Annotated in this window: 21 protein-coding genes; 7 read left to right on the top strand and 14 right to left on the bottom strand. The window is 62.3% G+C overall.

The window, feature by feature from the left end; genetic code table 11:
• Positions 1-50 precede the first annotated feature (50 nt).
• The 12 genes from AC4FS3_RS11635 to AC4FS3_RS11580 form a co-directional block, all read right to left on the bottom strand.
• The gene (locus tag AC4FS3_RS11635; RefSeq protein ID WP_491020697.1) at positions 51-1,379 is read right to left on the bottom strand and encodes an aspartate aminotransferase family protein; all 1,329 of its coding nucleotides are present in this window, start codon (positions 1,377-1,379) and stop codon (positions 51-53) included.
• A 6-nt stretch (positions 1,380-1,385) separates the two neighbouring features.
• Positions 1,386-2,534, bottom strand: a complete 1,149-nt coding sequence (locus AC4FS3_RS11630; protein ID WP_491020696.1) for a phosphotransferase — start codon at positions 2,532-2,534, stop codon at positions 1,386-1,388.
• A gap of 46 nt (positions 2,535-2,580) precedes the next feature.
• A complete protein-coding gene (locus AC4FS3_RS11625) occupies positions 2,581-3,375 on the bottom strand; it encodes an SDR family NAD(P)-dependent oxidoreductase (protein WP_092904260.1) in 795 nt (264 codons plus the stop codon).
• On the bottom strand, positions 3,372-4,481 hold the full coding sequence (locus AC4FS3_RS11620; RefSeq protein WP_491020695.1) for an ABC transporter ATP-binding protein: 1,110 nt from the start codon (positions 4,479-4,481) through the stop codon (positions 3,372-3,374). The genes AC4FS3_RS11625 and AC4FS3_RS11620 overlap by 4 nt, the downstream gene beginning before the upstream one ends.
• 13 nt (positions 4,482-4,494) lie before the next feature.
• Positions 4,495-4,917, bottom strand: coding sequence for a diol dehydratase small subunit (locus tag AC4FS3_RS11615; protein WP_491020694.1), 423 nt, complete (start codon positions 4,915-4,917; stop codon positions 4,495-4,497).
• Positions 4,914-7,193, bottom strand: a complete 2,280-nt coding sequence (locus tag AC4FS3_RS11610; RefSeq protein WP_491020693.1) for a propanediol/glycerol family dehydratase large subunit — start codon at positions 7,191-7,193, stop codon at positions 4,914-4,916. The genes AC4FS3_RS11615 and AC4FS3_RS11610 overlap by 4 nt, the downstream gene beginning before the upstream one ends.
• Positions 7,190-8,083 carry a carbohydrate ABC transporter permease gene (locus AC4FS3_RS11605; protein ID WP_491020692.1) on the bottom strand — a complete coding sequence of 298 codons (894 nt, stop codon included), beginning with the start codon at positions 8,081-8,083 and terminating at the stop codon, positions 7,190-7,192. The genes AC4FS3_RS11610 and AC4FS3_RS11605 overlap by 4 nt, the downstream gene beginning before the upstream one ends.
• A gap of 75 nt (positions 8,084-8,158) precedes the next feature.
• The gene (locus AC4FS3_RS11600; RefSeq protein ID WP_491020691.1) at positions 8,159-9,460 is read right to left on the bottom strand and encodes an extracellular solute-binding protein; all 1,302 of its coding nucleotides are present in this window, start codon (positions 9,458-9,460) and stop codon (positions 8,159-8,161) included.
• A gap of 54 nt (positions 9,461-9,514) precedes the next feature.
• Positions 9,515-10,336 (bottom strand): carbohydrate ABC transporter permease, encoded by an 822-nt coding sequence (locus AC4FS3_RS11595; RefSeq protein WP_491020690.1) that lies wholly within the window; start codon positions 10,334-10,336, stop codon positions 9,515-9,517.
• 200 nt (positions 10,337-10,536) lie between these two features.
• Entirely contained in the window at positions 10,537-11,187 is a 651-nt protein-coding gene (locus AC4FS3_RS11590) for an HAD family hydrolase (RefSeq protein WP_491020689.1), read from the bottom strand.
• Positions 11,184-12,668, bottom strand: coding sequence for an FGGY-family carbohydrate kinase (locus AC4FS3_RS11585; RefSeq protein ID WP_491020688.1), 1,485 nt, complete (start codon positions 12,666-12,668; stop codon positions 11,184-11,186). Before AC4FS3_RS11585 ends, AC4FS3_RS11590 begins: the two co-directional genes overlap by 4 nt.
• Before the next feature lie 29 nt (positions 12,669-12,697).
• A complete protein-coding gene (locus AC4FS3_RS11580; protein WP_491020687.1) occupies positions 12,698-13,462 on the bottom strand; it encodes a DeoR/GlpR family DNA-binding transcription regulator in 765 nt (254 codons plus the stop codon).
• Positions 13,463-13,812: 350 nt separating this feature from the next.
• Between AC4FS3_RS11580 and AC4FS3_RS11575 the strand changes: the two genes are divergently transcribed.
• The 7 genes from AC4FS3_RS11575 to AC4FS3_RS11545 all read left to right on the top strand — a co-directional run bounded on the left by AC4FS3_RS11575 (position 13,813) and on the right by AC4FS3_RS11545 (position 22,946).
• Positions 13,813-14,613, top strand: coding sequence for an SDR family NAD(P)-dependent oxidoreductase (locus tag AC4FS3_RS11575; protein ID WP_491020686.1), 801 nt, complete (start codon positions 13,813-13,815; stop codon positions 14,611-14,613).
• Positions 14,614-14,688: 75 nt separating this feature from the next.
• Positions 14,689-15,798, top strand: coding sequence for an ABC transporter ATP-binding protein (locus tag AC4FS3_RS11570; RefSeq protein ID WP_491020685.1), 1,110 nt, complete (start codon positions 14,689-14,691; stop codon positions 15,796-15,798).
• Positions 15,795-16,595 (top strand): carbohydrate ABC transporter permease, encoded by an 801-nt coding sequence (locus AC4FS3_RS11565; RefSeq protein ID WP_491020684.1) that lies wholly within the window; start codon positions 15,795-15,797, stop codon positions 16,593-16,595. The genes AC4FS3_RS11570 and AC4FS3_RS11565 overlap by 4 nt, the downstream gene beginning before the upstream one ends.
• Positions 16,596-16,638: 43 nt before the next feature.
• A complete protein-coding gene (locus AC4FS3_RS11560; RefSeq protein ID WP_491020683.1) occupies positions 16,639-17,910 on the top strand; it encodes an extracellular solute-binding protein in 1,272 nt (423 codons plus the stop codon).
• A gap of 64 nt (positions 17,911-17,974) precedes the next feature.
• Positions 17,975-18,850 (top strand): carbohydrate ABC transporter permease, encoded by an 876-nt coding sequence (locus tag AC4FS3_RS11555; RefSeq protein WP_491020682.1) that lies wholly within the window; start codon positions 17,975-17,977, stop codon positions 18,848-18,850.
• 73 nt (positions 18,851-18,923) lie between these two features.
• The gene (locus AC4FS3_RS11550; RefSeq protein ID WP_283179527.1) at positions 18,924-19,730 is read left to right on the top strand and encodes a BtpA/SgcQ family protein; all 807 of its coding nucleotides are present in this window, start codon (positions 18,924-18,926) and stop codon (positions 19,728-19,730) included.
• A gap of 735 nt (positions 19,731-20,465) precedes the next feature.
• Entirely contained in the window at positions 20,466-22,946 is a 2,481-nt protein-coding gene (locus tag AC4FS3_RS11545) for a glycosyltransferase (RefSeq protein ID WP_491020681.1), read from the top strand.
• Here AC4FS3_RS11545 and AC4FS3_RS11540 read toward each other — a convergent pair.
• Both AC4FS3_RS11540 and AC4FS3_RS11535 read right to left on the bottom strand, forming a co-directional pair.
• On the bottom strand, positions 22,897-23,610 hold the full coding sequence (locus tag AC4FS3_RS11540) for an LbetaH domain-containing protein (RefSeq protein WP_491020680.1): 714 nt from the start codon (positions 23,608-23,610) through the stop codon (positions 22,897-22,899). The two genes, AC4FS3_RS11545 and AC4FS3_RS11540, sit on opposite strands and share 50 nt — an antisense overlap.
• The coding region (locus tag AC4FS3_RS11535) for a hypothetical protein (protein WP_491020679.1) at positions 23,607-23,857 on the bottom strand (251 nt) is incomplete at its 5' end. The genes AC4FS3_RS11540 and AC4FS3_RS11535, both read right to left, overlap by 4 nt.

Here is a 23,857-nt window from a genome sequence, read left to right as displayed (position 1 = left end):
CGAAACTATCAGTTTCCCCCGCAAGGCGCGAGCCTGCTGCCAGCCAGGCCTCAGGCGGCGGCAACCGCCGCATTGATTGCCTCAAGCAACCGTGTGGCTTCGGCCTTTTGCAACACCAGTGGCGGGCGGATCTTGAGAATGTTCGCGCCAGGTCCGGTGGCGCTGATCAGCACACCATTGCGCCGCAGATGGTTGACAATATGGCCCGCAAGCCGGGCATTCGGTTTGTTCGTGCTCTGGCTCTCGACACATTCCATCGCCAGAAACAGCCCTGCCCCCCGCACGTCACCGATATCATCGCGTCCGCGTGCAATCTCTGAAAGTCCCTGCTTCAGAAAGGCCCCGATCTCGCGCGCGTTTTGCTGAAGCCCTTCGGTTTCGATCACATCAAGCACCGCCATTCCGGCAGCACTGGCCACAGGATTGCCGCCGAATGTGTTGAAATAGCGGGCTTTCCCGCCGAATTCCGCGACGACTTCCGGGCGGATCGCCGCGCCTGCAACGGGGAAACCATTGCCCATTGGTTTGCCCATCGTGACGATGTCAGGCGTGATGCCATGCCGCTGGAAGCCCCAGAAACAATCCCCTGTGCGGGCAAAGCCTGGCTGCACCTCATCGGCGATGAAGAGACCGCCTTCGGCGCGGATCAGGTCGGCGGCCGGTTTCAGAAAGCCCGCCGGATCAGGGTAAAGCCCGTCACTTGAGAAAATGGTGTCGACGATGAAAGCGGCGGGCTCGATCCCCTCCGCGCGCATCTCTGCGATGGCTTTTGCCAGATCCGCCGCCAGTTTCGCGCCCTGTTCGGCGGGCGGGACAAACAGAGCATTGGGCGCATCGATCAGGCGCACCCTGGCGCCCCTCTGTACGAATCCACCCAGCGAAGGAGAGAATTCCGATACCGACTCGGTCAGCCCGTGATAGGCCAGCCGGGTCACGATCACCCCCTGGCGCCCGGTGTAAGACCGCGCGATACGCAGTGCGAGGTCATTGGCCTCTGACCCGGTGCAGGTGAACATCATATGCCCGAGCTCGGGGGGCATGGTGGCAAGCAGCCTCTCGGCATAGCTGACCACGCCCTCATGCAGATAGCGGGTATGGGTGTTGAGCGTGGCAAGCTGGCGGCTGACCGCCTCTACCACTTTCGGATGGCAATGGCCAACAGAGGCCACATTATTATAGGCATCAAGCCAGGCATTGCCCTGGGCGTCGTAAAGCCAGACCCCCTCACCCCGCACAAGATGGAGCGGTTCTTCATAGAACAGGCGGTAAGCCGGCCCAAGCGCTTTGCCGCGCCGTTCGATCAGCGCAAGATCCTCAGGGGCAAGACCAGCGGTCCGCGTCGGATCAAAAGCATTTACCATGGTGGTATCGGGTTTCATGCCGGTTTACTCCGTCGTTTTTACAGGCAGGGCGGCGCGCAGCAGCCGCGCGGTCTCTTCGGCGCCAATATGGTCGATCACATCAAGGCCGCGCAGCGAGGCGGCGGCATTCCTCAGGATATAGGGCGCGTTTTCGGGATAACGGGCGGCGCGCCAGGAGGTAACGGCCAGCGTGGTGACATGGCGCATCCGGATCAGATCGGGGAGCAGCGCGATCTCTTCCTCCTCTGGCATCAGAACCGAGGCATAGCCCGCAACCATATCCGCGACCCGCGCAAGCGGCGCAGGACCCCCGGTGATATTGTAGGAGCAGGCCACCGCCAGATCACAGGCCAGCGGCGTATGAACCATATCGCCGAAGTCGATGATCCCTGTCGGGGCGCTGGCCTCAACTGCGTCGACCACCAGATTGTGCGGGTTGAAATCATTATGCACGACCCAGGCGCGCAAATGCGGCAGGCGCGGGGCGATCCCGGCCTCAAACCGGTCGAGATGGGCACAAAGCCGGTCGCGCAACCCGGTATCGCTGACCGCGGACAGCATCGGGCGCAGGCTGGCCGCCTGTTTAATGTCCCATTGCAGCACATGCCCCGCGGCCGGATGGAAGAAGCCGCGCATTCCTTTGCTCAACCGCCCCAGCATCGCTCCTATGCGGTGATGCAGATCGGGGCCGGGCGTTGCGGCATGCAGCATTGTGCCGTCAAGCCATGTCAGCAGCCGCACGATATGCTGCTGCCCCGAAGGGCCGGTGACGATGTCCCAGGCCTCACCATTCAGCGTCTGACAGATCCGTTGCACTGGCAGATCGGGATCAATCACTGCCAGATGCATCAGCGCCGCCGTCTGCATCGCGGTGACGCTCCGGTCCTCGCTGGCATTGGTGATCTTCAAAAGCGCCTGGGTGCCGCAGGCCAGACGGATATGGAAATTGGAATCCCGCTCGGATGACAGGCTGCGGAACTGGCCGGCAATGCCGAAGGTGCGCAGGGCGATCTCTTCGGCCTCGGAGAGGGAAATGCCGGGCGGATCCTGCGAAAGCAGCAAATTGGCATCTGCCGCGCGGGCATCCGGTGCCAGAGCGGGATCGGTGGTCATCCTGAAGGGCGGCAAGCCGCCATGCGCCAGGCTGGCGCTGAGGTCGGACGGGATCTGCACGTCTTTATCCTTGTTCCTGTCTTCGGTCGCGGCCCCTCGGGGCGGCTCACACAGAGGAATTGCTGCCACCGGCGAGGCATTCGCCGCCATCCGCCACAAGGGCATGGCCGGTGATGAAAGAAGAGCGGTCCGAGCACAGGAAGAGGATCGCTTCGGCGATTTCTTCCACCCGTCCGAACCGGCCCATCGGCACCAGGGTGCCAACCACCTTCTCCAGCGCAGCCCGTCCGCCAAGCTGCGCCTCATAAGGGCCGTTAAAGGGAGTATCCACCCAGCCCGGGCAAAGCGCATTCACCCGGATGCCGTCTTTGGCGTAATCCAGTGCGATCTGCTTTGTCATCGTAATGACGGCGGATTTGGTGGTGATATAGGCAAGCATGCCCTTGTCGAGGAACACCCCCGCATTCGAGGCCGTGTTCAGGATCACGCCGCCGCCTTGCGCGCGCATATGCGGCAGCGCCGCCTTGCAGGCCGCAAACTGTGCAACGACATTGATCTCATAGCTTTTGCGCATCTCCTGCGCGCCGATATCCTCCATCGCGCCCGCGATCTGGATGCCGGCGTGATTGTGAAGGATGTTCAACGCGCCCCGATCAGCAACCAGCGCTGCGAAAACCGAGGTGATTGACGCTTCATCCGCCACATCCAGCGCGGCAGACCCTGCCTCGCCCCCGGCGTCCCGGATCCGTGCGGCGGTCGCAGCCGCAGCCGAGGCGTCGCGATCGGTCACCATGACGAAGGCGCCGTTTGCCGCCAGGATTTCTGCCGATGCCGCCCCAATCCCCGATCCGGCGGCGGTCACAAGTGCGGTCTTGCCGTCCAGAAGCCTTTGCGTGGTCATGCTTTGTCCCCCTCGCCTTCAACGGGCCCCCGCAGGCTGCGCTCGGTTGCGGCATCAAACAGATGGATTGCGCCGGTATCGGCAAAGAAGCTGCGGCTCTCGCCACGGGCGGGGGCGGTGCCGGGGGCCAGCCGCAGGGTCACCTCCTGGCCCGCGAGATCGCCGATCACATAGACCTCGGCGCCGCAGGGTTCGATCAGCGAGGCCGTGACCTGGAAAGCCGGCCAGTCCGCCTGAAGCGGCGCAAGGTGGAAGGCTTCGGGACGGATCCCAAGCAAAACCTTGCGGCCCGTCTCGCCGCGCAGATGGGCGAAACCGGCGGGAAGGGCAAAAGAAGGGCCGGACGCGACGCGGATTTCACCGCCGGCCAGCTCAGCGGGCAGCAGGTTCATCGCCGGAGAGCCGATGAATTTCGCGACGAAAGTGCTGGCCGGGCGATTGTAAAGCGTATCGGGGCTGCCGATCTGCTCGATCTTTCCGGCCCGCATCGCGACAATGCGGTCGGCAAGTGTCATGGCCTCGATCTGGTCATGGGTGACATAGATCACCGTCTGCTTTTCTTCGAGATGCATCCGCTTGATCTCGGCACGCATCGAGGTACGCAGTTGCGCATCCAGATTGGAGAGCGGCTCGTCGAAGAGATAGACCGCCGGTTCGCGCACCATAGCGCGGCCCATGGCGACCCGCTGGCGCTGACCGCCCGAAAGTTCACGCGGCTTGCGGTTCAGAAGGTGGTCGATATGCAGAAGCTTTGCCGCACGCGCCACCTGATCGGTAATCTTTGCCGCCGGAACCTTCGCAAGCTTCAGGCTGAAGCCCATATTCTCGGCCGCCGTCATATGCGGGTAAAGCGCGTAAGACTGGAAAACCATCGCGATGTCGCGGTTCTTCGGTGACAGATGCGTCACATCCCGCGCCCCGATGCGGATTTCCCCTGCCGTTGTCGGCTCCAGCCCTGCGATCATGCGCAAAAGCGTGGTCTTGCCGCAGCCCGAGGGGCCGACCAATACGACGAATTCCCCGTCTTCGATCTTCAGATCGAGATCGCGGATGATGTCATGGGTCCCGAAACTTTTGGCGAGTCGGACGACTTCTACCTCTGCCATAGCCCTGTCCTTCCTAGAATCTTTTGGTGAAAAGGCCGCGTTTCTCGCCGATTTCGGCGGCCTCTTCGATCAGCGCCGCAATCAGGGGCGCATTGAAACTGTCGCGCATCAGCTGCGCGCGGGCGCGTAACTCAGCTGCAGAGCCGGCCCGGCCAGGGCGCAGCAGCTCGTAGGTGTCGAGCAGCATCTCCTGCGGCACAGCGGTCAGCTCGGCCGCGCGCTCAAAGTTCTCGGCCAGTTTATCGCGCCTTGCCGCACGGGCGATATCTGCCTGAAGACGCAGCACCTCGGGCGTGATCGCAAGATCCTGCGGCCCGATCCGCCCCGCCACGGCGGCATCAACGGTGAAGTCATCAAGTCCCAGACCGCCGGGGGTACGCACCAGCTCCGGCGCCTGTTCCGAAAGCGGATAGAGATCAAGTGGAGACTGGCTCATGCGTTGCGCTCCGCGCTGGCGAAAAACATCTCTTCGGGGGCGGCTGCGGGGTCGGTCATCTCGGTCTCGATGGCGTAAAGCAAGGCCACACGCGGATGGAACCGCGCTCCAAGGGCCTGGCCGTCATTGGTCACGATGATCGGTTCAGGCAACTCACCCCAGGTCATGCGGCCCGCGTTGCGGCCCATTGCGCGGTACTGATCAAGGCGGACCAGAGGCGCATTGGAGAAAAGCTCCAGGTTCATATGCGGCAGCCGGTCTTTCTGGTGAATGATCGCTGTGCCCTTGGCCTGGATGCCGATGCCGAACCCCGATCCCGCCAGCCGGGCCGCCGTCAGCCCGAGGAAAGAGGTATCGGCTGTGTGGCGGATGCGGACGACACGCGGCAAAGCCCCGCCTTCGAGAATGCCCTTTGTCAGGGCATCCAGCACATCGCTCACGGCGTGGCCGGCGGTGGTCTGGTGGAGCCTTTCGCCGAAGGCCGGAGAGATGCCAATCACCACCTCATGCGGATCACGGCCCGGAGCGGCCTCGCCGATCGGGTAGAATTGCGCGGCGCCCGAGGGGGCCTGGTGGCGGCCCTCGCCGGCAAGGATATGATTGCGGTTGATTGTTCCCCGCACCGCTTTGACGCGGTTCCACCGGTCTTCGTCCATGTGGTAGCCGGTGCCCGGGCCGGAATAGCGGTTCGGGTCGTTGACTGCCGATACGACGCGCCCGTCGCGCACGATGGCCGAGGTCTGCAGATAGTCACCGCTGACGCGCTGGCGCAGCATGGACATCAGGTTTTCCGCCATCTCACGATGCCCGCGCAGCGCCAGAGCACGCACCACATCAAGCGCGGTCAGGCCGCGGGCTGCGATGTCCTGGCTGATCTGGAGCGTGCGCAACGGCGAGAATGTCTCGGTTTCATTCGAACCAGAGGCATGGATCACACTTTCGATCATCTCCGGCCCGGCCTCCGCAAGGCCCAGCTCGTCCAGCACATCGGCCAAAGCCAGCACCGCCTGACGGCGCAGGGCCAGGGCCGTTGTCTCTGCAACCGGCGCAAGCCCGCCATCGGCCTGGAAGTCGCGTTGCAGCGTCAGATAATCCTCCAGCTCTTCGGCGTTGAACAAGGAGGGATTGAACGAATTGTCATAGGCGCGGATCGAGCCGAACCCTGAGGTGATCAGGTCGGATCCTGCCAGCAGATAGGGCGTGATCTTCGCGCCAATCCTGACCTCGGATTCCGAGGTTTTGGTGTCATTCCCGGAGGCGCATTCGAGGCCCAGCCAGACCGCCAGCAGGTTTTCCGCCATCAGTTCGCGCACGCCGCCGGGCATAGAGGCGGTCAGTGGTGCCCCATCGACGCCGCCATTCTGCGTGCCCTGCACACCCATGGCGCGTTGCAGACAAAGGCAGCGCGCCTCAAGATAGAGAACCGAGCATTTCTCATGAAAGCCCATCAGCAGCTCAGACCCGGCGCCCGACGTGCAGCGCGCCTTGATGCCGCGCGAGGCATAGGCTGCGGTCAGGAAGGTCTTGGACCAGGGCGTGTCATCACCATCGACGAAGCTGCGCTCAGAGCCGTAGACAGAAACCGTCTCGGCATAGGTGGCAAGGCCCGCAAGACCTATCTTCAGTTCCTCAGCCTCTTCGATGGAACATTGGAACAGGGTCGAACCGCGCCCCGAGGCCGCGCCGACGGTGCAGGCCAGCGCATTGGCCCATGCGTTGCCCGCCACCCGCATTGTCGTCTCGATCTCGTCAAAGCCAAGCGCAACGGCAATGGCGCTGTCTGCCGCCAGTTGCAGCGGGTCATCCTTGGCATTGGTCACATGCGCCTGATTGCCGGGGCTGTGGCGCTGGCGCATCTTGGAATAGGCGAAGGTCGCCTCCAGCATCGAAAGCCGCCCGACCACCTCGGCCAGCTTCGCGGGCGTCATGCCGCGCGCCAGCCGCTCCAGCTCTTCACGCGGCACGTTCACATCGACCAGCATCCGGGCGATCCGGGTGCTGTCGAGGGCCATCGCCTCGGGCGCAACGGCAACATCGAGGTGATGCGCGGCGATGAAGGCGTCGAGAATGTCGAAATCCGCAGCCTTGCGGCCATCCATCTCTAGGATTTCACCTGCCGTCCCCAGCACGAGGCCCGGCACAGGATCCCAGGGGGAATGGAAGACGGCAAAGCCATGTTCCGGGTTTTCCTCTGAGAAGCTGTCCAGCCGCAGAGGGCGCTGGTCCCATTCCAGCATTCGGTTCCAGCGTGGGGTCTGACCGGCATCCATCTTCATTTCTCTTTCATGATGCGCAGGAGAAGCACGGTCAGGGCCACGACCGCAGCCAGCAGAATGAAGGACACAGCCGCCGCCTGGCCGATATCGAGAAAGCGAAAGCCCAGCCTGTAGGCATAGAAGCTGATCGTTTCCGTGACTTTGCCCGGACCGCCCTGGGTCAGCATATAAATCAGGTCATAGCTCTTCAGCGCGGTGATCAGGCGGATCAGCACCGTCACAAGGATCACGGGCTTGAGCATGGGCAACGTCACATGCCAGAGGATCTGCCACGAGCTGGCGCCATCGATCCGGGCCGCCTCGACCGGGTCCTGGGGCAGCGATTTAAGCCCGGCATAAAGCATGATCAGCATGAGCGAGGTCTCGTTCCAGATATCAACGAAGACCACTGTCGCAAGGGCAAGATCGGGATCTCCGAACCAGCCCTGTTCGGGAATGCCGACTTGCGACAGTACCCAGTTGATGATGCCCAGATTGGGGTTGAACATCAGCCGGAACATCAGCGCCACCGCGACGGGCGTCATCAGGATCGGCAGCATCAGCACGACCAGATAGAAATTGCGCATCTTCAGCCAGGGCTGGTTCAGCAGCAGCGCAAGCCCGAAGGCGATCAGAAACTCCAGCACGACGACGATCACGGTAAGCTTCATCGTCACCCATGAAACGCCGGCGAATTCCTCGCTCATCATCAGGGTGTAGTTCTCGAACCAGACCAGATCACCCATGCCATAGGTGATGATATATTCGTGCAGGCTGAGCCAGAGCGAGTAAAGCAGCGGCCCCGCCACCACCAGCGCCAGCACGAGGATCGTGGGCGTCATGAAAAGCAGTTTGTAAAAGCCGACAGAGAAGCCGTCGCGGCGGGAACTGTTCGGGGTGGCGCGTGTCATGTCTTCGGGCATCCGTCGCTGGGATCGGGTGTCACGGCCCGGCAAAGGCGGGCCGCGACATGTTACAGGTTCCGCTTATTTCAGCAGGGGATCGCCGCGGGTCAGACGCGCGAGCTTGTCTTCCGCATTGGCGATGGCGGTCGCCGGATCAGTGTTATTTGCCAGAACATCGCCCATCACCTCGGCGAAGACCTCGACAAGCTGGGTTGCGCGCGACATCACAGGCAGGCCCTTGGCATGGGCAAGGGCGTCACCGACCGCGCCCATCGCCGGCCAGCGCTCCAGATAGGCCGCATCGTCATAGATCCAGGCCTGGGTCGGCTGTCCGCCCGCCATAGCGCGCTTCATCGCGACATCTTTCGATTCCGCCCATTTGATGAATTCCCACGAGCAGTCGGGATTGGTCGCGTTGGACGGAATTGCCCAGCCCCAGCCGCCAAGCAGGCTGTCCTGGCCTGGCATCCGGGCAAAGGCCATCTTGTCGACAACCTGGCTTTCCTTTGGATCCTGAAGCGTCGGCATCAGGAAGAGAAACTGGATTGCCATGACGGCTTTATCCTGTTTCAGCGCATTGGCCACATCGTCAAAATTGGCCCCGAGCGCGCCCGGCTGGGCGGCATTCTTCATCAGATCGGCAAAGATCGTCACCGCCTCGATGGCCTCGGGAGAGCTCAGTGCCGGCTCCCAGGTCTCACGGTTGTAGAAATCGCCGCCAAGCGAGAAGAGGTAATTGGTCGCCTCCATCACCACCGGATCGGCGCGCTGACCGGACATGGCGACACCGGCCTTGCCGGTAAACTCGCCCGCCCATTTCGCCAGTTCGGCATATTCCTGCAGGGTTTCGGGCAGGCGCCAGTCGCGGCCAAATTTCTCTTTATAGCCAGCCTGGAACTCTGCGCTGTCGGTGATGTCTTTGCGGTAGAGCATCCCCATCGCATATTGCCAGAAGGGCAACATATAGGTGCTGCCCTTGACATGGCCATTCACCTCCATCAGCGCCGGATAATAGGCCGAGGTATCGACACCGTCCGCTGCGATCCGGTCATCGAGCGGCAGGATCCAGTTTGCAGTGACAAACTCTCCGGCCCAGTAGCTGTCGACCACCAGCACATCATAGGAGCCGGACGAAGCCGTAAGGCTTGGCACCAGCTTTTCATGCATCAGCGAGTAATTCACCGCTTCCAGATTGAGCTTTGCACCGGAGAGCGCTTCGAATTCAGGCGCGACTTCCAGAAGTGCGGTGCTGTCGGGCACGGTCTCCAGCAGCAGGTTCAGCGTCTTGCCCTGGCAGACGGCGGCCGCATCAGCCAGCGCGCCCGAGGTGGTCATCAGAAGCGCGGCAGTTATACCGAGCCCGGTTTTCGTCAAACGGGTCATTTCTGTCTCCTTGTTGGTGTGAGTCAGGGCTTTGCCCTTGTTTTATTTTGGGGCTCAGCCCTTCACCGCGCCTGTGTTCAGCCCCGAGACGAGGAAACGGCGCATGGCAAAATAGAGGACAGCCATGGGCAGCATGGCGAGGATCGTCGCGGCACTGACCGCGCCGATTGCTGTGCCCTGCTGCGTTACGAGGCTCGAAATGGCGACGGGGAGGGTTTTCGAGTCATTGCCGGAAAGCATCAGTGCGAAGAGAAACTCGTTCCAGCTGAGCACGAAGCTGAGGATTGTCGCGGCGCCGATACCGGGCAGAAGGGCCGGCACGATGATCCGGATAAAAGCGGTGAATGGTGTGCAACCATCGATCAGCGCTGCCTCGTCGAGCTCTCGCGGGACGCGCTTCATAAAGCTCATCAGCAGCCAGACCACATAGGGCAGATTGAAAGCCAGATAGGTGATGATCAGCCCAAGATGGGAATCGGTCAGCCCTATATCTTTGAAGATCAGGAAAAACGGGATCACCAGCACGATGGGCGGCATCATCTGGGTCGCAAGGATGATCACCGGCATTGCCTTGCCGCCAGCCTGATAGCGGTCGATCGCATATGCCGCCAAAGCCCCGATCACCACCGCCAGCACGGTCGAGGCCAGGGAAATCACCAGGCTGTTGAGGAAGAACGTTCCGAAGTTCATCTCGGAAAGGATGGTCCGGTAGTTCTCGAGAGTCGGAACGAAGAAGATTTCCGGGGGCAGCTGATAGGCCACCACCTTATCGGCAAACGAGGTCCTGAGCACCCAAAGCAGCGGCAAGAGCACCACCAGGCTGCAAAACCCGAGGATTGTATGGGTCAGAAGACGCTGGACGAGAGAGGGTTGCATCCGCGATGCCTGTAATTTGTTATAACAGATAACGATCTTGCAAAGACTCCGCGGGTCTTGTCAACTGAAATTCGCAAGACTTGCGGTGATGATGAGGGAAATGCCCGAAGTCACCGCGAAGCAGTTCTGCCAACGGCGAATACCCCCGCCAACAGCGGGGGCCTCGATAGGCGTGGATCAGAACAAGGGGTAAACTGCGATCAGCGGTGCAAACCGGGGATCTGGTTCAATGCGGTGATGCGGTAGTCGGGGCGCAGCTCTCCTGCAGGGTCGGGGTGCCCCAGAGGCAACAGCATCGCAACACGCATCCCGGCACTCTGCGCCGCCCTCACTCCTGTCAGGCTGTCTTCAACTGCAAGAATTTCAGCAGGTTCAACGCCGGTCAGCTCTGCGGCGCGAAGATAGGGCTCGGGCGCCGGCTTGCCCTCGCGGACATCGTCAAGTGAGATGGTGCCGCGCATGATCCTGTCGATTTGCAGGGCGGCCAGATTGGCATCCACGACCTCGCGATCAGAATTGGAGGCGCAGACCTGGATCACCCCGAGCGCATCCAGCGCCCGCACCACAGCCACCGCACCGGGAATCTCAGTCAGGCTGCCCGCCCCCGCCGCATAATTGAGGTTAATTTGCCGGTAAAACCCTGCCTCGGTCACCCCCTCTTCCAGATCGGCACGAATGGCCTGCCAGACATCGCGCAGATGAGTGCCAACAAATGTGCTTTCCGGCAGAGCGGACAGATCAAGGCCATGCGCCGCGCAGGTCGCGAGCAAGGCCCGGTGATGCAGCGGCTCACTGTCGATCAGGGTTCCGTCGATATCCCAGGCAATCGCCTTCCAGGGAAAACCCGTCACCACTGCGACCCGTCCAGGCGGCGATAGAGATTACGGAATGCGGCATAGCCGTCGTCGTAGACCTTCCGATCGGCGGGGTCGGGGGTGAAAAGCCGGTCCTGGCTGGTAAAAGCGGTGATCCCACCCCATTCCGCCGCACCAAGCCCGACCGCCGCCGTCCATGCCGCGCCGAGGCAGGAGCCCGGATGCCCGCCAGGCCGGTGCAGCGGTTCCCCGAGCACATCGGCGACAATCCCCATCCAGACCGAGGATTTTGCGCCGCCATCCGAGACCATGAAGCGCCGCGTCTTATGCCCGATCTCGCGGAAAATCTCGATATGGTGGCGGATCGCATAGGCATAGGATTCAAGGATCGCCCGCCAGATATGGCCCAGATCATGTGACAGCGTCAGCCCGTTCAGCGCACCACGTGCCGCCGGATCATGCAGAGGGGTTTTCTCGCCCAGCAGATAGGGCAGGAAGGTAAGCCCCATCGCGCCGGCGGGCCGGTCTGCCGCCAGCGCATCAAGCGCGGCATGACGCGAGCCATTGAGCGGAGCGATCCCGGACGCAAAGGTGTCCACGAACCAGTTCAGCACCGAACCGCCGGTCGACATGCAGCCATTGGGCATCCAGAGGCCCGGGATCAGATGGTAATCGAGAAAGAGGCGCGGATCGGGGCTCAGCACATCGGTTGCGGTCAGGATATCCACCGCGCCGCCGAATTTCAGCAATACGTCGCCGCCAGAAACCACACCGGCCCCAAGACATGAGGCGATCATATCCGCAGCGCCACCGATGACGGGGGTGCCCTCGGCCAGACCAGTCGCCGCCGCTGCGGCAGCGGTGACACTTCCGAGCACGGCCGAGGAGGCAATCAGCGGCGGAAGCAGATGCGGCGGAATCCCGGTCATCGCCGCCTGGGCAAGATCGACCCTGCCCGAAGCGACATTGACGATTCCCGCCTCCAGCGCCCAGTTCTGTTCGACCGCCGCGACGCCGGTAAGGCGAAAGTTGATGTAGTCGTAAGAGCCAAGCAGCACCTTTGCCCGGGCCAGAATCTCGGGTTCATGGCGGGCCAGCCAGCGGATCTTGGCCCCCACAAGCTGCTGATTGACGCCGCAGCCTGCGGCTTTCAGGAAAACCGGCTCGTCGATCTCGCGCTTCATCTCCTCGACTTCTGCGCCGGCACGCCCATCACTTTGCTGGATCGAGCGGCGCAGCACCGCACCCGTCTCATCCAGCAAAACCGTGGCAGGCAGCATTCCGGCCACGCCGATGCCTGCAATATCAGCGCCGGAAATTCCGGCGGTTTTCAGAAGCTCGGGGATCAGATCGCAGCAATTCGCCCACCATTGCGCGGGGTCTTCCTCGGCCCAGCCCGGCTTTTCAGCATAAAGCGTGACAGGGCGCGAGGCGAGCGCCAGCACTTTGCCCCCGGTATCCGCGAGGATGCCGATGGTCGAAGTTGTGCCGATATCAAGGCCGAGAAAGACAGTCATTCAAAAGATCCGCTGCGCAGGGTTTCGGGTCAGGCAAGGATCACCCGTACCCCGGCCCCTTCCAGCACAGAGGCCAGATCCGGGGGTGGGGGCGCATCGGTGATCAGGGTGGAAAGTTCCGCGAGGGAGGCGATCAGCACCGTGGAGACCCGGCGGAACTTTGTGCTGTCCAGCAGCAGCACACGTTCGGCCGAGCGCTGCAGGAAAACCGTCTTCACGGCGGCTTCCTCGGGCGAGTAGTCAAACACACCTTCGGCCGTCATCCCCGAGGCACCGAGCAGCGCGACGTCGAAATAATATCGCGAAAACCCATCAACAGCCTCGGTGCCGGTCAGCGACATTTCTTCGGCCCGGATCACGCCGCCGCTCATATAGACAGAAAGCCCGGCCCGGGCCATCGCCTGGCCGGCGCGCATGCTGTTTGTGAACACCCGCATCTGTGGCTGCGGGCCCGCAGCAGCAACCGCACGCGCGGCGGCAAGGACAGTGGTGCCCAGATCAAAGGCAAGCGCATTGCGACCCGCCACATGGCGGGCGGCGGCAAGAGCGATCCGGGCCTTACGGTCGGCATTCTGCCGGGCGCGGGCCTCGAAAGCGGGCTCTATATCATCAATCACCGTCAGCGGGCCGCGGCTCAGACCGATGGCGCCACCATGGACGCGTTCCAGCAAGCCGTCACGTTCAAGCTCCGCAAGGTCGCGGCGCACCGTCATATCTGAGACGCCGAATTCATGGGCCAGATCGGTAACCGTAACCGAGCCCCCTTCATTCAGCCTTTCAAGAATGCGGACCATGCGGGCCTGAGCCGGGGCGCGGGCAATCCCGGTCGCTGGCTGTGGCGCTGCTGCTCCGTGGGGTGCGGGCTCAGGGGGTTCGGTGGCAATCATCTGTTCGGGCGGTATCATGTCCTGGCCTGATCCTTTTCGGGGTATGGGTATCGTATTCCCGGGCCCGTATCACATCGCGCCAGGAATCTCCCGGCCTTTCCATGTTTTGCCTGCACAAGTGCTGCGCCACAAGGTCGGAGCGGCGCATGATCGATCAAATCAAAACATATAAACCGCAAAAACCGAACATACTCAAACATTATTCTTGCGTCAGTCTGAAAGTTTTGTTTGATTTCTGCCATCAAGGGAGATTCCAAATGCGTGCAGATCAGCTGGCCGAGCAGCAACACCCGGGCCTTGGCGGCAAGCGGGCCTTCGTCACCGGCGCTGCGACCGGGATAGGGTTTGCGATTGCGAAGGCGCTGGCAGCGCAGGGAATTCAGGTGGTGATTGCTGACCTGAACCTTGAGGCGGCAGAGGCTGCGGCGGCATCGCTCGGCGCTGGTCATCATGCTGTCAGAATAGATGTGCGCCAACGCGATTCGGTTCAGGCCGCATTCGACCAGGCGCTGGAACTGGCTGGCGGAATCGAGATCTGCATCGCCAATGCCGGGGTGTCCACCATGCGCGCGGCCGTTGATCTGACGGACGATGACTGGGACTTCAATATGGATGTGAATGCGCGCGGCGTCTTTCTGACAAACCAGATCGTTTCGCGCTATTTCCTGCGGCAAAGCCGTGGTGTCATTGTCAACACTGCCTCCCTGGCGGCCAAAATTGGCGCCCCTCTTCTGGCACATTACTCTGCCTCGAAATTCGCGGTTGTCGGCTGGACCCAGGGCCTCGCCCGCGAACTGGCGCCGAAGGGCATTCGGGTGAATGCGGTTTGCCCGGGCTTTGTGCGCACCTCTATGCAGGAGCGCGAGATCCTCTGGGAAGCCGAACTGCGCGGCATGACCCCCGATGAGGTCGAGCAGGATTACATCCGCCAGACGCCGCTCGGCCGGATCGAGACACCAGAGGATGTCGCAGGCGTTGTCGTCTTCCTTTGCTCGGATGCGGCCCGCTTCATGACCGGCCAGGCGATCAACGTGACCGGCGGCGTTTACACGACCTGACCCCTCCTCCGCCACGCGTGTCCGGTAATGTCCGAACCCGCATCTTTCACATAAACGCCCGGGAATGAGGCTCTTTTGACAGCGATCACACTCGACAGTATCAGCCGCGATTATGGCAGTGGCGTGTTCGGGGTCAGGGATGTCTCCCTCACCATCGGCGAAGGCGAGTTTATGGTGCTTCTGGGGCCTTCGGGCTGCGGAAAATCCACGACGCTCAGAATGATCGCCGGGCTGGAGGAAATCACCTCGGGACGGATCCGGATTGGCACGCGCGACGTGACCGAGCTTGCGCCGCGGGACCGCAACGTCGCCGTGGTGTTCCAGAGCTACGCCCTTTATCCACATATGTCGGTGCGTGAAAACATGCGCTTTGGCATGAAGATGCGCGGCACACCTGTCGCAGAGCAGGACAGACGCATCGCCGAAGCCGCGGCAATCCTCGGGCTGGAACCCTATCTCGACCGCCGGCCCGGTGCGCTTTCAGGGGGCCAGCGTCAGCGCGTAGCGCTTGGACGGGCCATGGTGCGCGAGCCGGATGCCTTCCTGATGGATGAGCCACTGTCCAATCTCGACGCCAAGCTGCGCGGTGAGATGCGCCAGGAGCTGGTGAAACTGCATCGCCGTCTTGGCAAGACCATGGTCTTTGTCACCCATGACCATGTCGAAGCCATGACGATGGGTGACCGCATCTGTATCATGCGGGATGGCCATATCGAACAGGTCGGCCCACCGCTTGAGGTCTATGCCAACCCGGCCAATACATTCGTGGCGCAGTTCCTTGCTTCACCTGCGATGAACCTTATCCCGGCCAGCCTGACCGGACATGGCACAGAGCTCTTTCTGAAAGCCGGGCCTCTTGAGGGGGCGCTGCCGCCGGCCAAGGCCACGCTTTATGCAAGCGCCGCGCAGGAACCGGCCATTCTGGGGCTGCGCGCCGAGGATATCCTGTCTGAGCCCGCTGCCGGCACCTTGCCGGTCACCGGCAAGGTTGTGGTGCGCGAAGCGCTTGGCGCCGAAAATCTGATCGGCATCGAGACGGCCGGAGGCGTTGCGATTTCGGCGCGCACCGGGCGCCATTTCCTGCCCGCATTCGGCGATCAGGTCACGCTGCACGCCGATATGGCGCAGATGCATCTCTTCCGTGGCTCGGATGGCAAGGCCTGGCCCAGGCGGGCTACGCCATGATGCGCCGGGTGTTGTCGCATCTGGGGCTGATCCTTGCCTGCCTGATTGTGCTTTTGCCGATCCTCTGGGTGTTTCGCACCTCGCTGGTACCGGAACATGCCTCTTATTCGAGAGAGGTTTTTCCCGAGGTCACGCTGGACAATTACCGGGCGCTGTTTGCCGAGAAAAATTTCGGCCGCAACTACATGAATTCCCTGATCGTCGCCCTGCTTTCGGTGGTGCTGACCATGCCGCTGGCCGCCATGACGGGCTATGCCTTTGCGCGGTTCCGCACCGGCGGACGCTTTGCCCGTTTTGCCACGCTGGCAAGCCAGATGCTGCCGCCAGTGGCGCTCGCGCTGCCGGTTTTCATGCTGTACCGCGTCACCGGCCTCACCAATTCGCTGACCGGCCTCGTGCTGGTCTATTCCGCGATCAACCTGCCTTTCCTGACCTGGATCCTGATGGGGTTTTTCGAGTCGATCCCCGAGGATCTGGAGGGTGCCGCCATGACGGATGGTGCCACCCGCTGGGGGGCGTTCTGGCGCGTGGTTCTGCCGGTCGCCGCGCCAGGAATTATGGCGGCGGCGGTGCTGGGGTTCATCCTGTCCTGGAATGAATTCCTTTTCGCGCTGATCCTCGGCGGCTCAAAAACCGCCACGGTTCCGGTGGCACTTGCCGCGCTGCAAACGTCAAATGGGGTGCAGATCTCACAGGTTTCGGCCGGCGTCTCGCTGGCCATTCTGCCGCTGCTGATCGCGGTGAGATTCATCCAGAAATACCTGGTTCAGGGCCTGTCATTCGGCTCGGTTAAATAAGTCCACTCAAGAAGACTATTTGCGAAAACAGAGAGGAAAAACGATGAAATCCAATGCTTTCCTTGTCGCAGGCAGCCTTGCTGCCGCATTCTGGGCCAGCACTGCACTGGCCGATGGCGTGACGCTTCGCGCCCTGATGGAAGACGTCCCCGAAACAAAAATCATTGAGGCTCTGCTGCCCGAATTTGAGGCCGAAACCGGCATCAGGGTCGAGTTCGAGAAGGTTGGTTACGGCGATATGCATGACAAGCTGGTGGCACAGCTTGTCGGCGGTGAAAGCTACTACAACCTCCTTTCGGTCGATTTTCTCTGGGCGGGCGAATTCCCGGCGGGCGGCTGGCTGGAAGACCTGAACCCCTATGTCGCAAAGACCGGCTTCGACATGGCCCCCATTATTCCCGCCATGCTGGATCTGCTGGGCCGCACTGACGCGGCGATGCCGATCCTGCCGATGTACAACTACTCGATGGGTCTGATCTATCGCAGCGATCTGCTTGAAAACGCGGATCTGGCCGCGAAATATCAGGCGTCAACCGGCAAGGCGCTGGCGGCGCCCACAACGCTGGAAGACTATGTTGCCATCGCGAAATTCATGAAGGCCGAGGGCGCCGTCAACGGCGCCGCAATGCAGGGCCAGCGCGGTGACCCCAATTCGATGGAGTTCTCCAACTATCTCTTCGCGGCGGGGGGCGACTATCTGGCCGCCGATGGCAGCGTTGTGCTGAACTCTGACAAAGGCCGGCAGGCGCTTGGCTTCTACACAGATATGATCGCAAACGCGGCCCAGACCGGCGCGCTTTCTGCCACGCTTGACGATACGATGCGCCTGATGTGCGCCGGCGAGAGCTTCTCGATGGTCACCTATTGGTGGATGTTGCCGCAGATCGACAATGCAGAGACCTGCCCGAATGCGGCGGGCAAGCTGTCAATTTCGGTGATGCCGGGCGGCCATGGCGAAAGCGGCGGCTGGGGCTGGGGCATCCCGAAGAACATCCCAGACGAGCAGAAAGACGCGGCCTGGACCTTTATCTCCTGGGTGCAGTCGAAAGACATCTCGGCGAGGCGCGCGCTGGAAGGCCATGCGCCGGTGCGCTCGGACACTTTCGAGGATGCTGCGGTTCTGGCGAAATACCCCTTCTATGCCCAGGCCGGGGAGATCGTGGCATCCGGCAAAAGCTTCCCGATCTTTACCTACACGCCGCAATATCAGGATGTGATCGGCACCCAGATCTCGCTGGCAGCAAGCGGCGATGCCACGGTTGAGGCCGCGCTGGAGGCTTCGGCGAAAGGCCTTGAGGAACTGCTCGCGAAGTAACCTCTGTTTGCCTCCGGGCCCGTCCGGGTCCGGAGGCCCCATAACCCCCTGGAAGGAGCGCTCCATGAGCGTGATTGCAAGAAACAGGATCCGTGCCGGCTGGAGCTTTGCCGCGCCTGGCCTTGCCATGCTGGCGCTGGTGATGGGGATTCCGCTGTTTTATGCGCTGGCAATCTCGCTTTCCACCATGACAATGATCCGCCCTGATCTGCATTTCGCAGGGATTGTGAATTTCGCGAAGATCATGTCGGAACCGCTGTTCTGGCACTCGCTATGGCTGACGCTGCGCTATTCGGTTGCAGCGGTGATTGGCGAGTTCATCATCGGCCTCGGACTCGCATTGATGCTGCGCCAGGTGCTCGCGATGCGGGGCTTCTATTTTGCAATTCTCACTCTGCCCATGGCGATGTCGCCGGTGGCGGTTGCTTTGATCTGGCGGATGCTTTTGCAGCCCAATCTCGGCATTATCAACCAGAGCCTTGCGGCGATGGGCCTGCCGATGATCGACTGGCTTGGTGACAGCTCCCTCGCGCTTTCCACGCTGATCTCAATCGATATCTGGCAGCAGACCTCTTTTGTCGTGCTGCTGCTTTCTGCAGGCCTCGCCTCACTGCCGCGCGAGCCCTATGAAGCCGCCGAAGTTGATGGTGCCGGGCCGTTCCAACAGTTCTGGTATATCACGCTGCCGCTTCTGCGCCCCGTCTCGGCCATCGCCATCGTGATCCAGCTGATCAATGAATTCCGCACCTATGATCTGATCTATGTGCTGACCAAGGGCGGCCCTGGGGTTTCGACCGAACTGCTGTCCTTCTTTGCATATAAGCGCGCGTTCCAGGGGCTTCAGGTCAATGAGGGCAGTGCGGCCGCCTTCCTGCTTTTGCTGATCATCCTGGTGATCACCGTTTTCTTCTTCTGGCTGCTTGAGCGTCGGAAGACCTGAGCGCCCTTTCTTCAACCCTCTAACCCATTTCCGCCAGATCGCCGCTTGTGGCCGGCGGAGCAAGGAGACTGATATGACCAAATTCGCCCAGCTTTTCCCGGGGATCAGGCCTGTCATTGCGATGGTTCACCTGAATCCGATGCCCGGCACCCCCCTTTACGATGCCGATGCAGGGATCGAGGGGATCTATCAGGGCGCATTGAAGGATCTGGAGGCGCTCCAGGCGGCCGGTGTCGATGCGGTTATGTTTGGCAATGAAAATGATCGCCCCTATGAGCTGAAGGTCGATATCGCCACGACTTCGGCGATGGGTTTCGTGATCGGTCGCCTGCGTGAAAAGATCCAGAAACCCTTTGGCGTCAACGTGCTCTGGGATCCCGACAGCACCGTGGCCCTGGCAGCGGCCACCGGCGCCTCCTTCGTGCGTGAGATTTTCACCGGCACCTATGCCTCGGATATGGGGCCCTGGACCCCGAACGCCGGCCGGGCGATGCGCCGGGCACGCCAGCTGGACCGCAAGGATCTGGTGATCCTGAACAATGTCTCTGCAGAATTCGCGGCCTCGCTTGACAGCCGGCCGCTTGCAGATCGTGCGCGTTCGGCGGTCTTCTCATCGATCCCGGATGCTGTGCTGGTGTCCGGTGCGATCACCGGTGAATCCGCAAAGATGATCGATCTGGAATCGGTCAAAAAGGTCCTGCCCGACACGCCGGTTCTGGCCAATACCGGCGTAAAACATGCCACCGTCGAGGATGTGCTGAAGATCGCCGATGGCTGTGTTGTGGGCTCGTCGCTCAAGCTCGACGGTCACACCTGGAATGCGGTCGATCCCAAACGCGCGCAGGAGTTCATGGATATTGTTCGCAAGATGAGGCGCTGAAGCGCGCCGCGGGGGCCGGCAGATCCGGCCCCCGGCAATCGGCCCGGCGCGCGGGCGGGGCACGAAAGGGTGCCCGCAACGGCCACCTCCGCTTCTCCTCCTCCATTCCTGCTGCTCGGGACCAGAAATGTGGGCAAGCTTCGAGCGGAGGGTGCCGCATCAGCCACCAGGTCAACATAGTAATCATGAGAACTGAGACCGGTGCGAGAGGCCACCCTGAGATGTCGCGAAGCCGGTTACGCCAGCACCTTGAGGCGGTATATTTTCATTTTTTTACCATTATCCGCCGCGCCCGTCAGCTTCAAAGTACGATCAATAAGTTTGCATTATCGGACTTCTATACCGTTTCCATGAAAACCTGAAAAACACCGGCATAGCAAAGCCCGGACCGCAGCTTTTCCACCGGCTCCGGGCTTCCTCCGTTTCCGCCTGTCGGGTTTCTGACCGGAATGGTTAAACGCCTCATGCGTTGCCTCACCCATAGCTGGCGCAACTGGCTTCCAGCCTCTTGCAGCGCGGGCGCCTTGAGAGGGTGGGCGCGACTGCCTTGTCGCCCAGGGCTTTCCGCCAGGTTGCGGTTGCCGCGGCTCAGCCGAAGGGGATCATTGCAAAGAACTGCCGCTCTGCGCCATATTCCAGTCATGAAACAAGGCCTTGCCGACATCCATATAGTGGTCAGGCCGGGCCGGCGGGGTCCGGCTGGAACATGCGAGAGATGAAGGTGCAACGCTGGCCATGAGCATGGTCATTCAATACTGGCATCAAGCTGACTGCCCGCCAGAGATTCGCCGCCGACAGGGCGAATGGGCGCGCGCCTTCACCGGACAGTACCAGCTCTTTGATCGCGAGACCGCCGCTGATTATCTCGACCGGCAGTTTGGGGCAGAGGCGCTGGCAGGCTTTCTTGCCTGCGCGGTCCCTGCAATGGCATCGGATTATTTCCGGTATCACCGGCTGGCGGCGGAAGGCGGGCTCTATGTCGACCCGGCCTTTCTGCCCGGCCCCCTCGCCCCGCAGCTGTTGCGATCCGGACATCCGGTATTCGCGCTCTCGGCCCCGGCGGAGGACCTAACTCCCATGGTCCGGAAGGCGCGCACCGCTCTCGGCCGGGTGCTGATCAACAGCGTTTTGCATGCAGGCCCGGCCCCGGCACGTTACTTCGCCTTGGTCGCGGAGCTGGTGCGGCGCCTTGTGCGGCAGCGGGCCGCAGACCGGATCCCGATGCTGACCGGGTTCGGAGTGCTGACGGCGTTTGACTATATCGTCAGCCTTTCAGAGCCGGATCCGGCGCATGTCCTGGACGTGCTGCGCAACGCCGTTCCGCCAGGCAGCGACCGCGCCCTGGAGGTGATCGGCGCGTTTGTGACAGACCATGCCAGTGAGCTTCACGGTGTTTCGCGCTGCACAACAGGATCGATGGCGGCGATGGCGGCCTCGCTTTTCCGGCCTGGGGAAGATCAGGCACGGCCCGCAGGTCCGGCACATTGGTCACACCATGACGGCAGCATTTTCGCGCCTGGCGATCCTCGCCCCCTGCCCTCCCGGGACAAGCAACCGACAGAAATGCACTCTGCAGATATCACCCGGAACCAGCTCATCCATCAGGGGCTGTTCGATCCTGTTTATTATCTCAGTCAGTGCGGGAATGGCCTGAGCACAAGCGAGGCATGGCGTCATTTCCAAAGCCATGGCGATGCAAGGGGACTGGACCCATCCCCCTATTTCTCCACTAAGTTCTATAAAGCGAGCTACCCGAACTGGCACAAAAAAGCTGCCAGCGCGGCAGAGGACTATCTGTTGCGGGTGGCAAAAGGTCAGAAACGCCAGCCCCACCCCCTGATTGACCCCGAGGATTACCTCGAGGCCAATCCCGACCTGCGCGGCCCCGCGCAAGATCCCGTGCGGCATTTCATCCTGCATGGCGATGCCGAGGGGCGCTCGCCTTCCAAAGGGTTCGATGCCGGTTTCTATCGCCGGTGTTACCTCGCGCTCGGCCAAAGCCACCCGTTTCGCCATTATGTCACCGAAGGCTCTGCGCTAGGATTTCTGCCGCGGCCAACACCTGTCGATGCGGCAATGTCAGGCGCCGCGATGGCGGCTGCGATGACCGGACGGCCACGCCCCTTCGTGCTGGTCTGCCATGACGCGCAAAAGGCCGGGGTGCCGATCCTGACGCTCGATCTGGCGCGCGCCCTTGGCACCCGGGGCTATGTTCCGGTTTTCCTTTTGGGCAATGCCGGGCCTTTGCTCGACAGGTTTCGTGCGATTGGCCCCGTTTTCATCCTCGCAGAGGGATGGGATGCGACCGGGCTGGCCTCTGCGCTGCCGCAGGGCACGGCTGCGCTGATCAATACCAGTGCCGCCGCCGGGCTTGCGGTGCCTCTGGCGCAGGCAGGTCTCGACTGTCTGGTGCTGCTGCATGAGATGCCCGATTACATCCGGGACCAGGGCCTGATGCCGGATCTTCGTCTGGCGCAAGCGGCGGGCGCCCGGCTGATTGCCTCGATGCCGCAGATTTCACGGGGCATTTCACCGCTCATCTCGCAGGGGACCTCTCGGGGCAAGGCTGGGCCGCCGGCGGGGGACCCCTGCCCTGTCGGGCAATTGCGGCCAGGGATCATTCCGCCCCCGACGCCGCTGGCCTCATTCCGGCGCGCGCGGCTGTGGCGGCAGCGGCAGGACGGGCCGGTCTTTATCGGCGCCGGCCATGCCGACAAGCGCAAAGGCTTTGATCTGTTTCTCGACGCGGCCCGGCGGATCCGGGCGGCGCAGCCCGGCGCGCGCTTTGTCTGGCTGGGGGTGCTGGACGCCTGGGCCAGGGATCTCGCGAATGCCGCCCTGGCCGGGGGGCTGCCCCTGACCCTGCCCGGATTTGTCGAGGATTGCCTCGGCTGGTATCGTGCCGCTGACGTTTATCTGCTGACCTCGCGCCAGGATCCGGGGCCGACCACCGCGATCCATGCCGCAGCGGTTGGCACGCCCTTTGTCGGCTATGCCGCCGATATCGGCCTGATCGGGATGACGGAGGGCGTCGGGCGTTTCCTGCCCCCCGAGGATGAGGCGGGATTTGTCGCGGCAGCGGGTGCCGCCGCCAATGCGGTCACTTCCGGGTCCCGCCGGGATCTGCGCCGGCTGATCCGGAGGGAGACCGGCTTCGGGCCCTATGTCACAGCGCTTCTGAGCCGGTTTCATTCCGCAACAGACGGCGAAGCCTGACCCAGTCGCGGATCGGCATGGCCGGATTGCCGATCATGCGCGCCCCGGCCGCAACCTTACCGATCACCACTGCGCCACCGCCGATCTCTGCCCCGTCGCCGATCTCCATCACCCGGCGGCGGCTGCCATTCATAACCGCCCCCCTCGGAGCGATATTCACGCTTTCGCCGATCTTCACATGCCCGGCCAGGGCGGATTCGATCGCCAGCGTTGAGAAATCGCCGATCTCCACATCATGGCCGATGCTGGAGGACAGGATCATCGCACAGGCGCCGATCCTCACCGCCGGCCCTAGCCGGGTCCAGGGCATGGTGATCGAACCGGGGCCGAATTGCACATCCGGATCGACATGCGGCAGATCGGGGCAGCAGGCGGTGGCAAGAGTTGCACCTTCCTCGCGCAGCCCCCCGGCCACCCGGCGCCGCAATCCCGGGGTCGAGACCGTCAGCAGCACAGGCAGGGCTGCGTGGTCACGCAGCCGCGCAGCCGACGAGATCACCGGCACACCAAGGCCGGGATGCACGAACCCGTTCTCGATATCATCAATCAGCGCCCGGACACGGACGCGGCCCCGCCAGTATTCCTCAAGTCCGCGCAGGATCATCAGACTATGCCCGCGCGCGCCGAAGACTGTGATCTCGTCGAAATCGGTGGTGGATTTCATTCGGCCTGCTCCGGTTTGGGGGCGCCGTGATCAAGCACCGCCGAAACGATGGCGGTGATGCGCGCCAGCTCTGGCGCAGTAATACGGCCATGAAAGGGCAGGCAGAGAAGTTCAGGCCCTGCCTCCGGCGCCACCGGGGACGTGCCGGAGGCGGTCACGATACCGTCTCCGGCCCAGTATGTGCCAGGACCGCAAAGCAGCGGAAAGTGATCTCGCGTGAAGATGCGCCCCTCGGCGAGGGCCAGCA

The organism is Pseudogemmobacter sp. TB195, assembly GCF_058313095.1.
The sequence above is the reverse complement of the archived record's forward strand: the minus strand, read 5'-3'. Positions and strand labels throughout refer to the sequence as shown.

Coding starts and splice junctions, on each gene's coding strand:
- AC4FS3_RS11580 (WP_491020687.1), bottom strand. CDS start 13,462: ATGGTCCGCATTCTTGAAAGGCTGAATGAAGGGGGCTCGGTTACGGTT.
- AC4FS3_RS11560 (WP_491020683.1), top strand. CDS start 16,639: ATGAAATCCAATGCTTTCCTTGTCGCAGGCAGCCTTGCTGCCGCATTC.
- AC4FS3_RS11600 (WP_491020691.1), bottom strand. CDS start 9,460: ATGACCCGTTTGACGAAAACCGGGCTCGGTATAACTGCCGCGCTTCTG.
- AC4FS3_RS11625 (WP_092904260.1), bottom strand. CDS start 3,375: ATGACCACGCAAAGGCTTCTGGACGGCAAGACCGCACTTGTGACCGCC.
- AC4FS3_RS11575 (WP_491020686.1), top strand. CDS start 13,813: ATGCGTGCAGATCAGCTGGCCGAGCAGCAACACCCGGGCCTTGGCGGC.
- AC4FS3_RS11595 (WP_491020690.1), bottom strand. CDS start 10,336: ATGCAACCCTCTCTCGTCCAGCGTCTTCTGACCCATACAATCCTCGGG.
- AC4FS3_RS11565 (WP_491020684.1), top strand. CDS start 15,795: ATGATGCGCCGGGTGTTGTCGCATCTGGGGCTGATCCTTGCCTGCCTG.
- AC4FS3_RS11610 (WP_491020693.1), bottom strand. CDS start 7,193: ATGAAGATGGATGCCGGTCAGACCCCACGCTGGAACCGAATGCTGGAA.
- AC4FS3_RS11540 (WP_491020680.1), bottom strand. CDS start 23,610: ATGAAATCCACCACCGATTTCGACGAGATCACAGTCTTCGGCGCGCGC.
- AC4FS3_RS11585 (WP_491020688.1), bottom strand. CDS start 12,668: ATGACTGTCTTTCTCGGCCTTGATATCGGCACAACTTCGACCATCGGC.
- AC4FS3_RS11620 (WP_491020695.1), bottom strand. CDS start 4,481: ATGGCAGAGGTAGAAGTCGTCCGACTCGCCAAAAGTTTCGGGACCCAT.
- AC4FS3_RS11605 (WP_491020692.1), bottom strand. CDS start 8,083: ATGACACGCGCCACCCCGAACAGTTCCCGCCGCGACGGCTTCTCTGTC.
- AC4FS3_RS11545 (WP_491020681.1), top strand. CDS start 20,466: ATGAGCATGGTCATTCAATACTGGCATCAAGCTGACTGCCCGCCAGAG.
- AC4FS3_RS11550 (WP_283179527.1), top strand. CDS start 18,924: ATGACCAAATTCGCCCAGCTTTTCCCGGGGATCAGGCCTGTCATTGCG.
- AC4FS3_RS11555 (WP_491020682.1), top strand. CDS start 17,975: ATGAGCGTGATTGCAAGAAACAGGATCCGTGCCGGCTGGAGCTTTGCC.
- AC4FS3_RS11615 (WP_491020694.1), bottom strand. CDS start 4,917: ATGAGCCAGTCTCCACTTGATCTCTATCCGCTTTCGGAACAGGCGCCG.
- AC4FS3_RS11635 (WP_491020697.1), bottom strand. CDS start 1,379: ATGAAACCCGATACCACCATGGTAAATGCTTTTGATCCGACGCGGACC.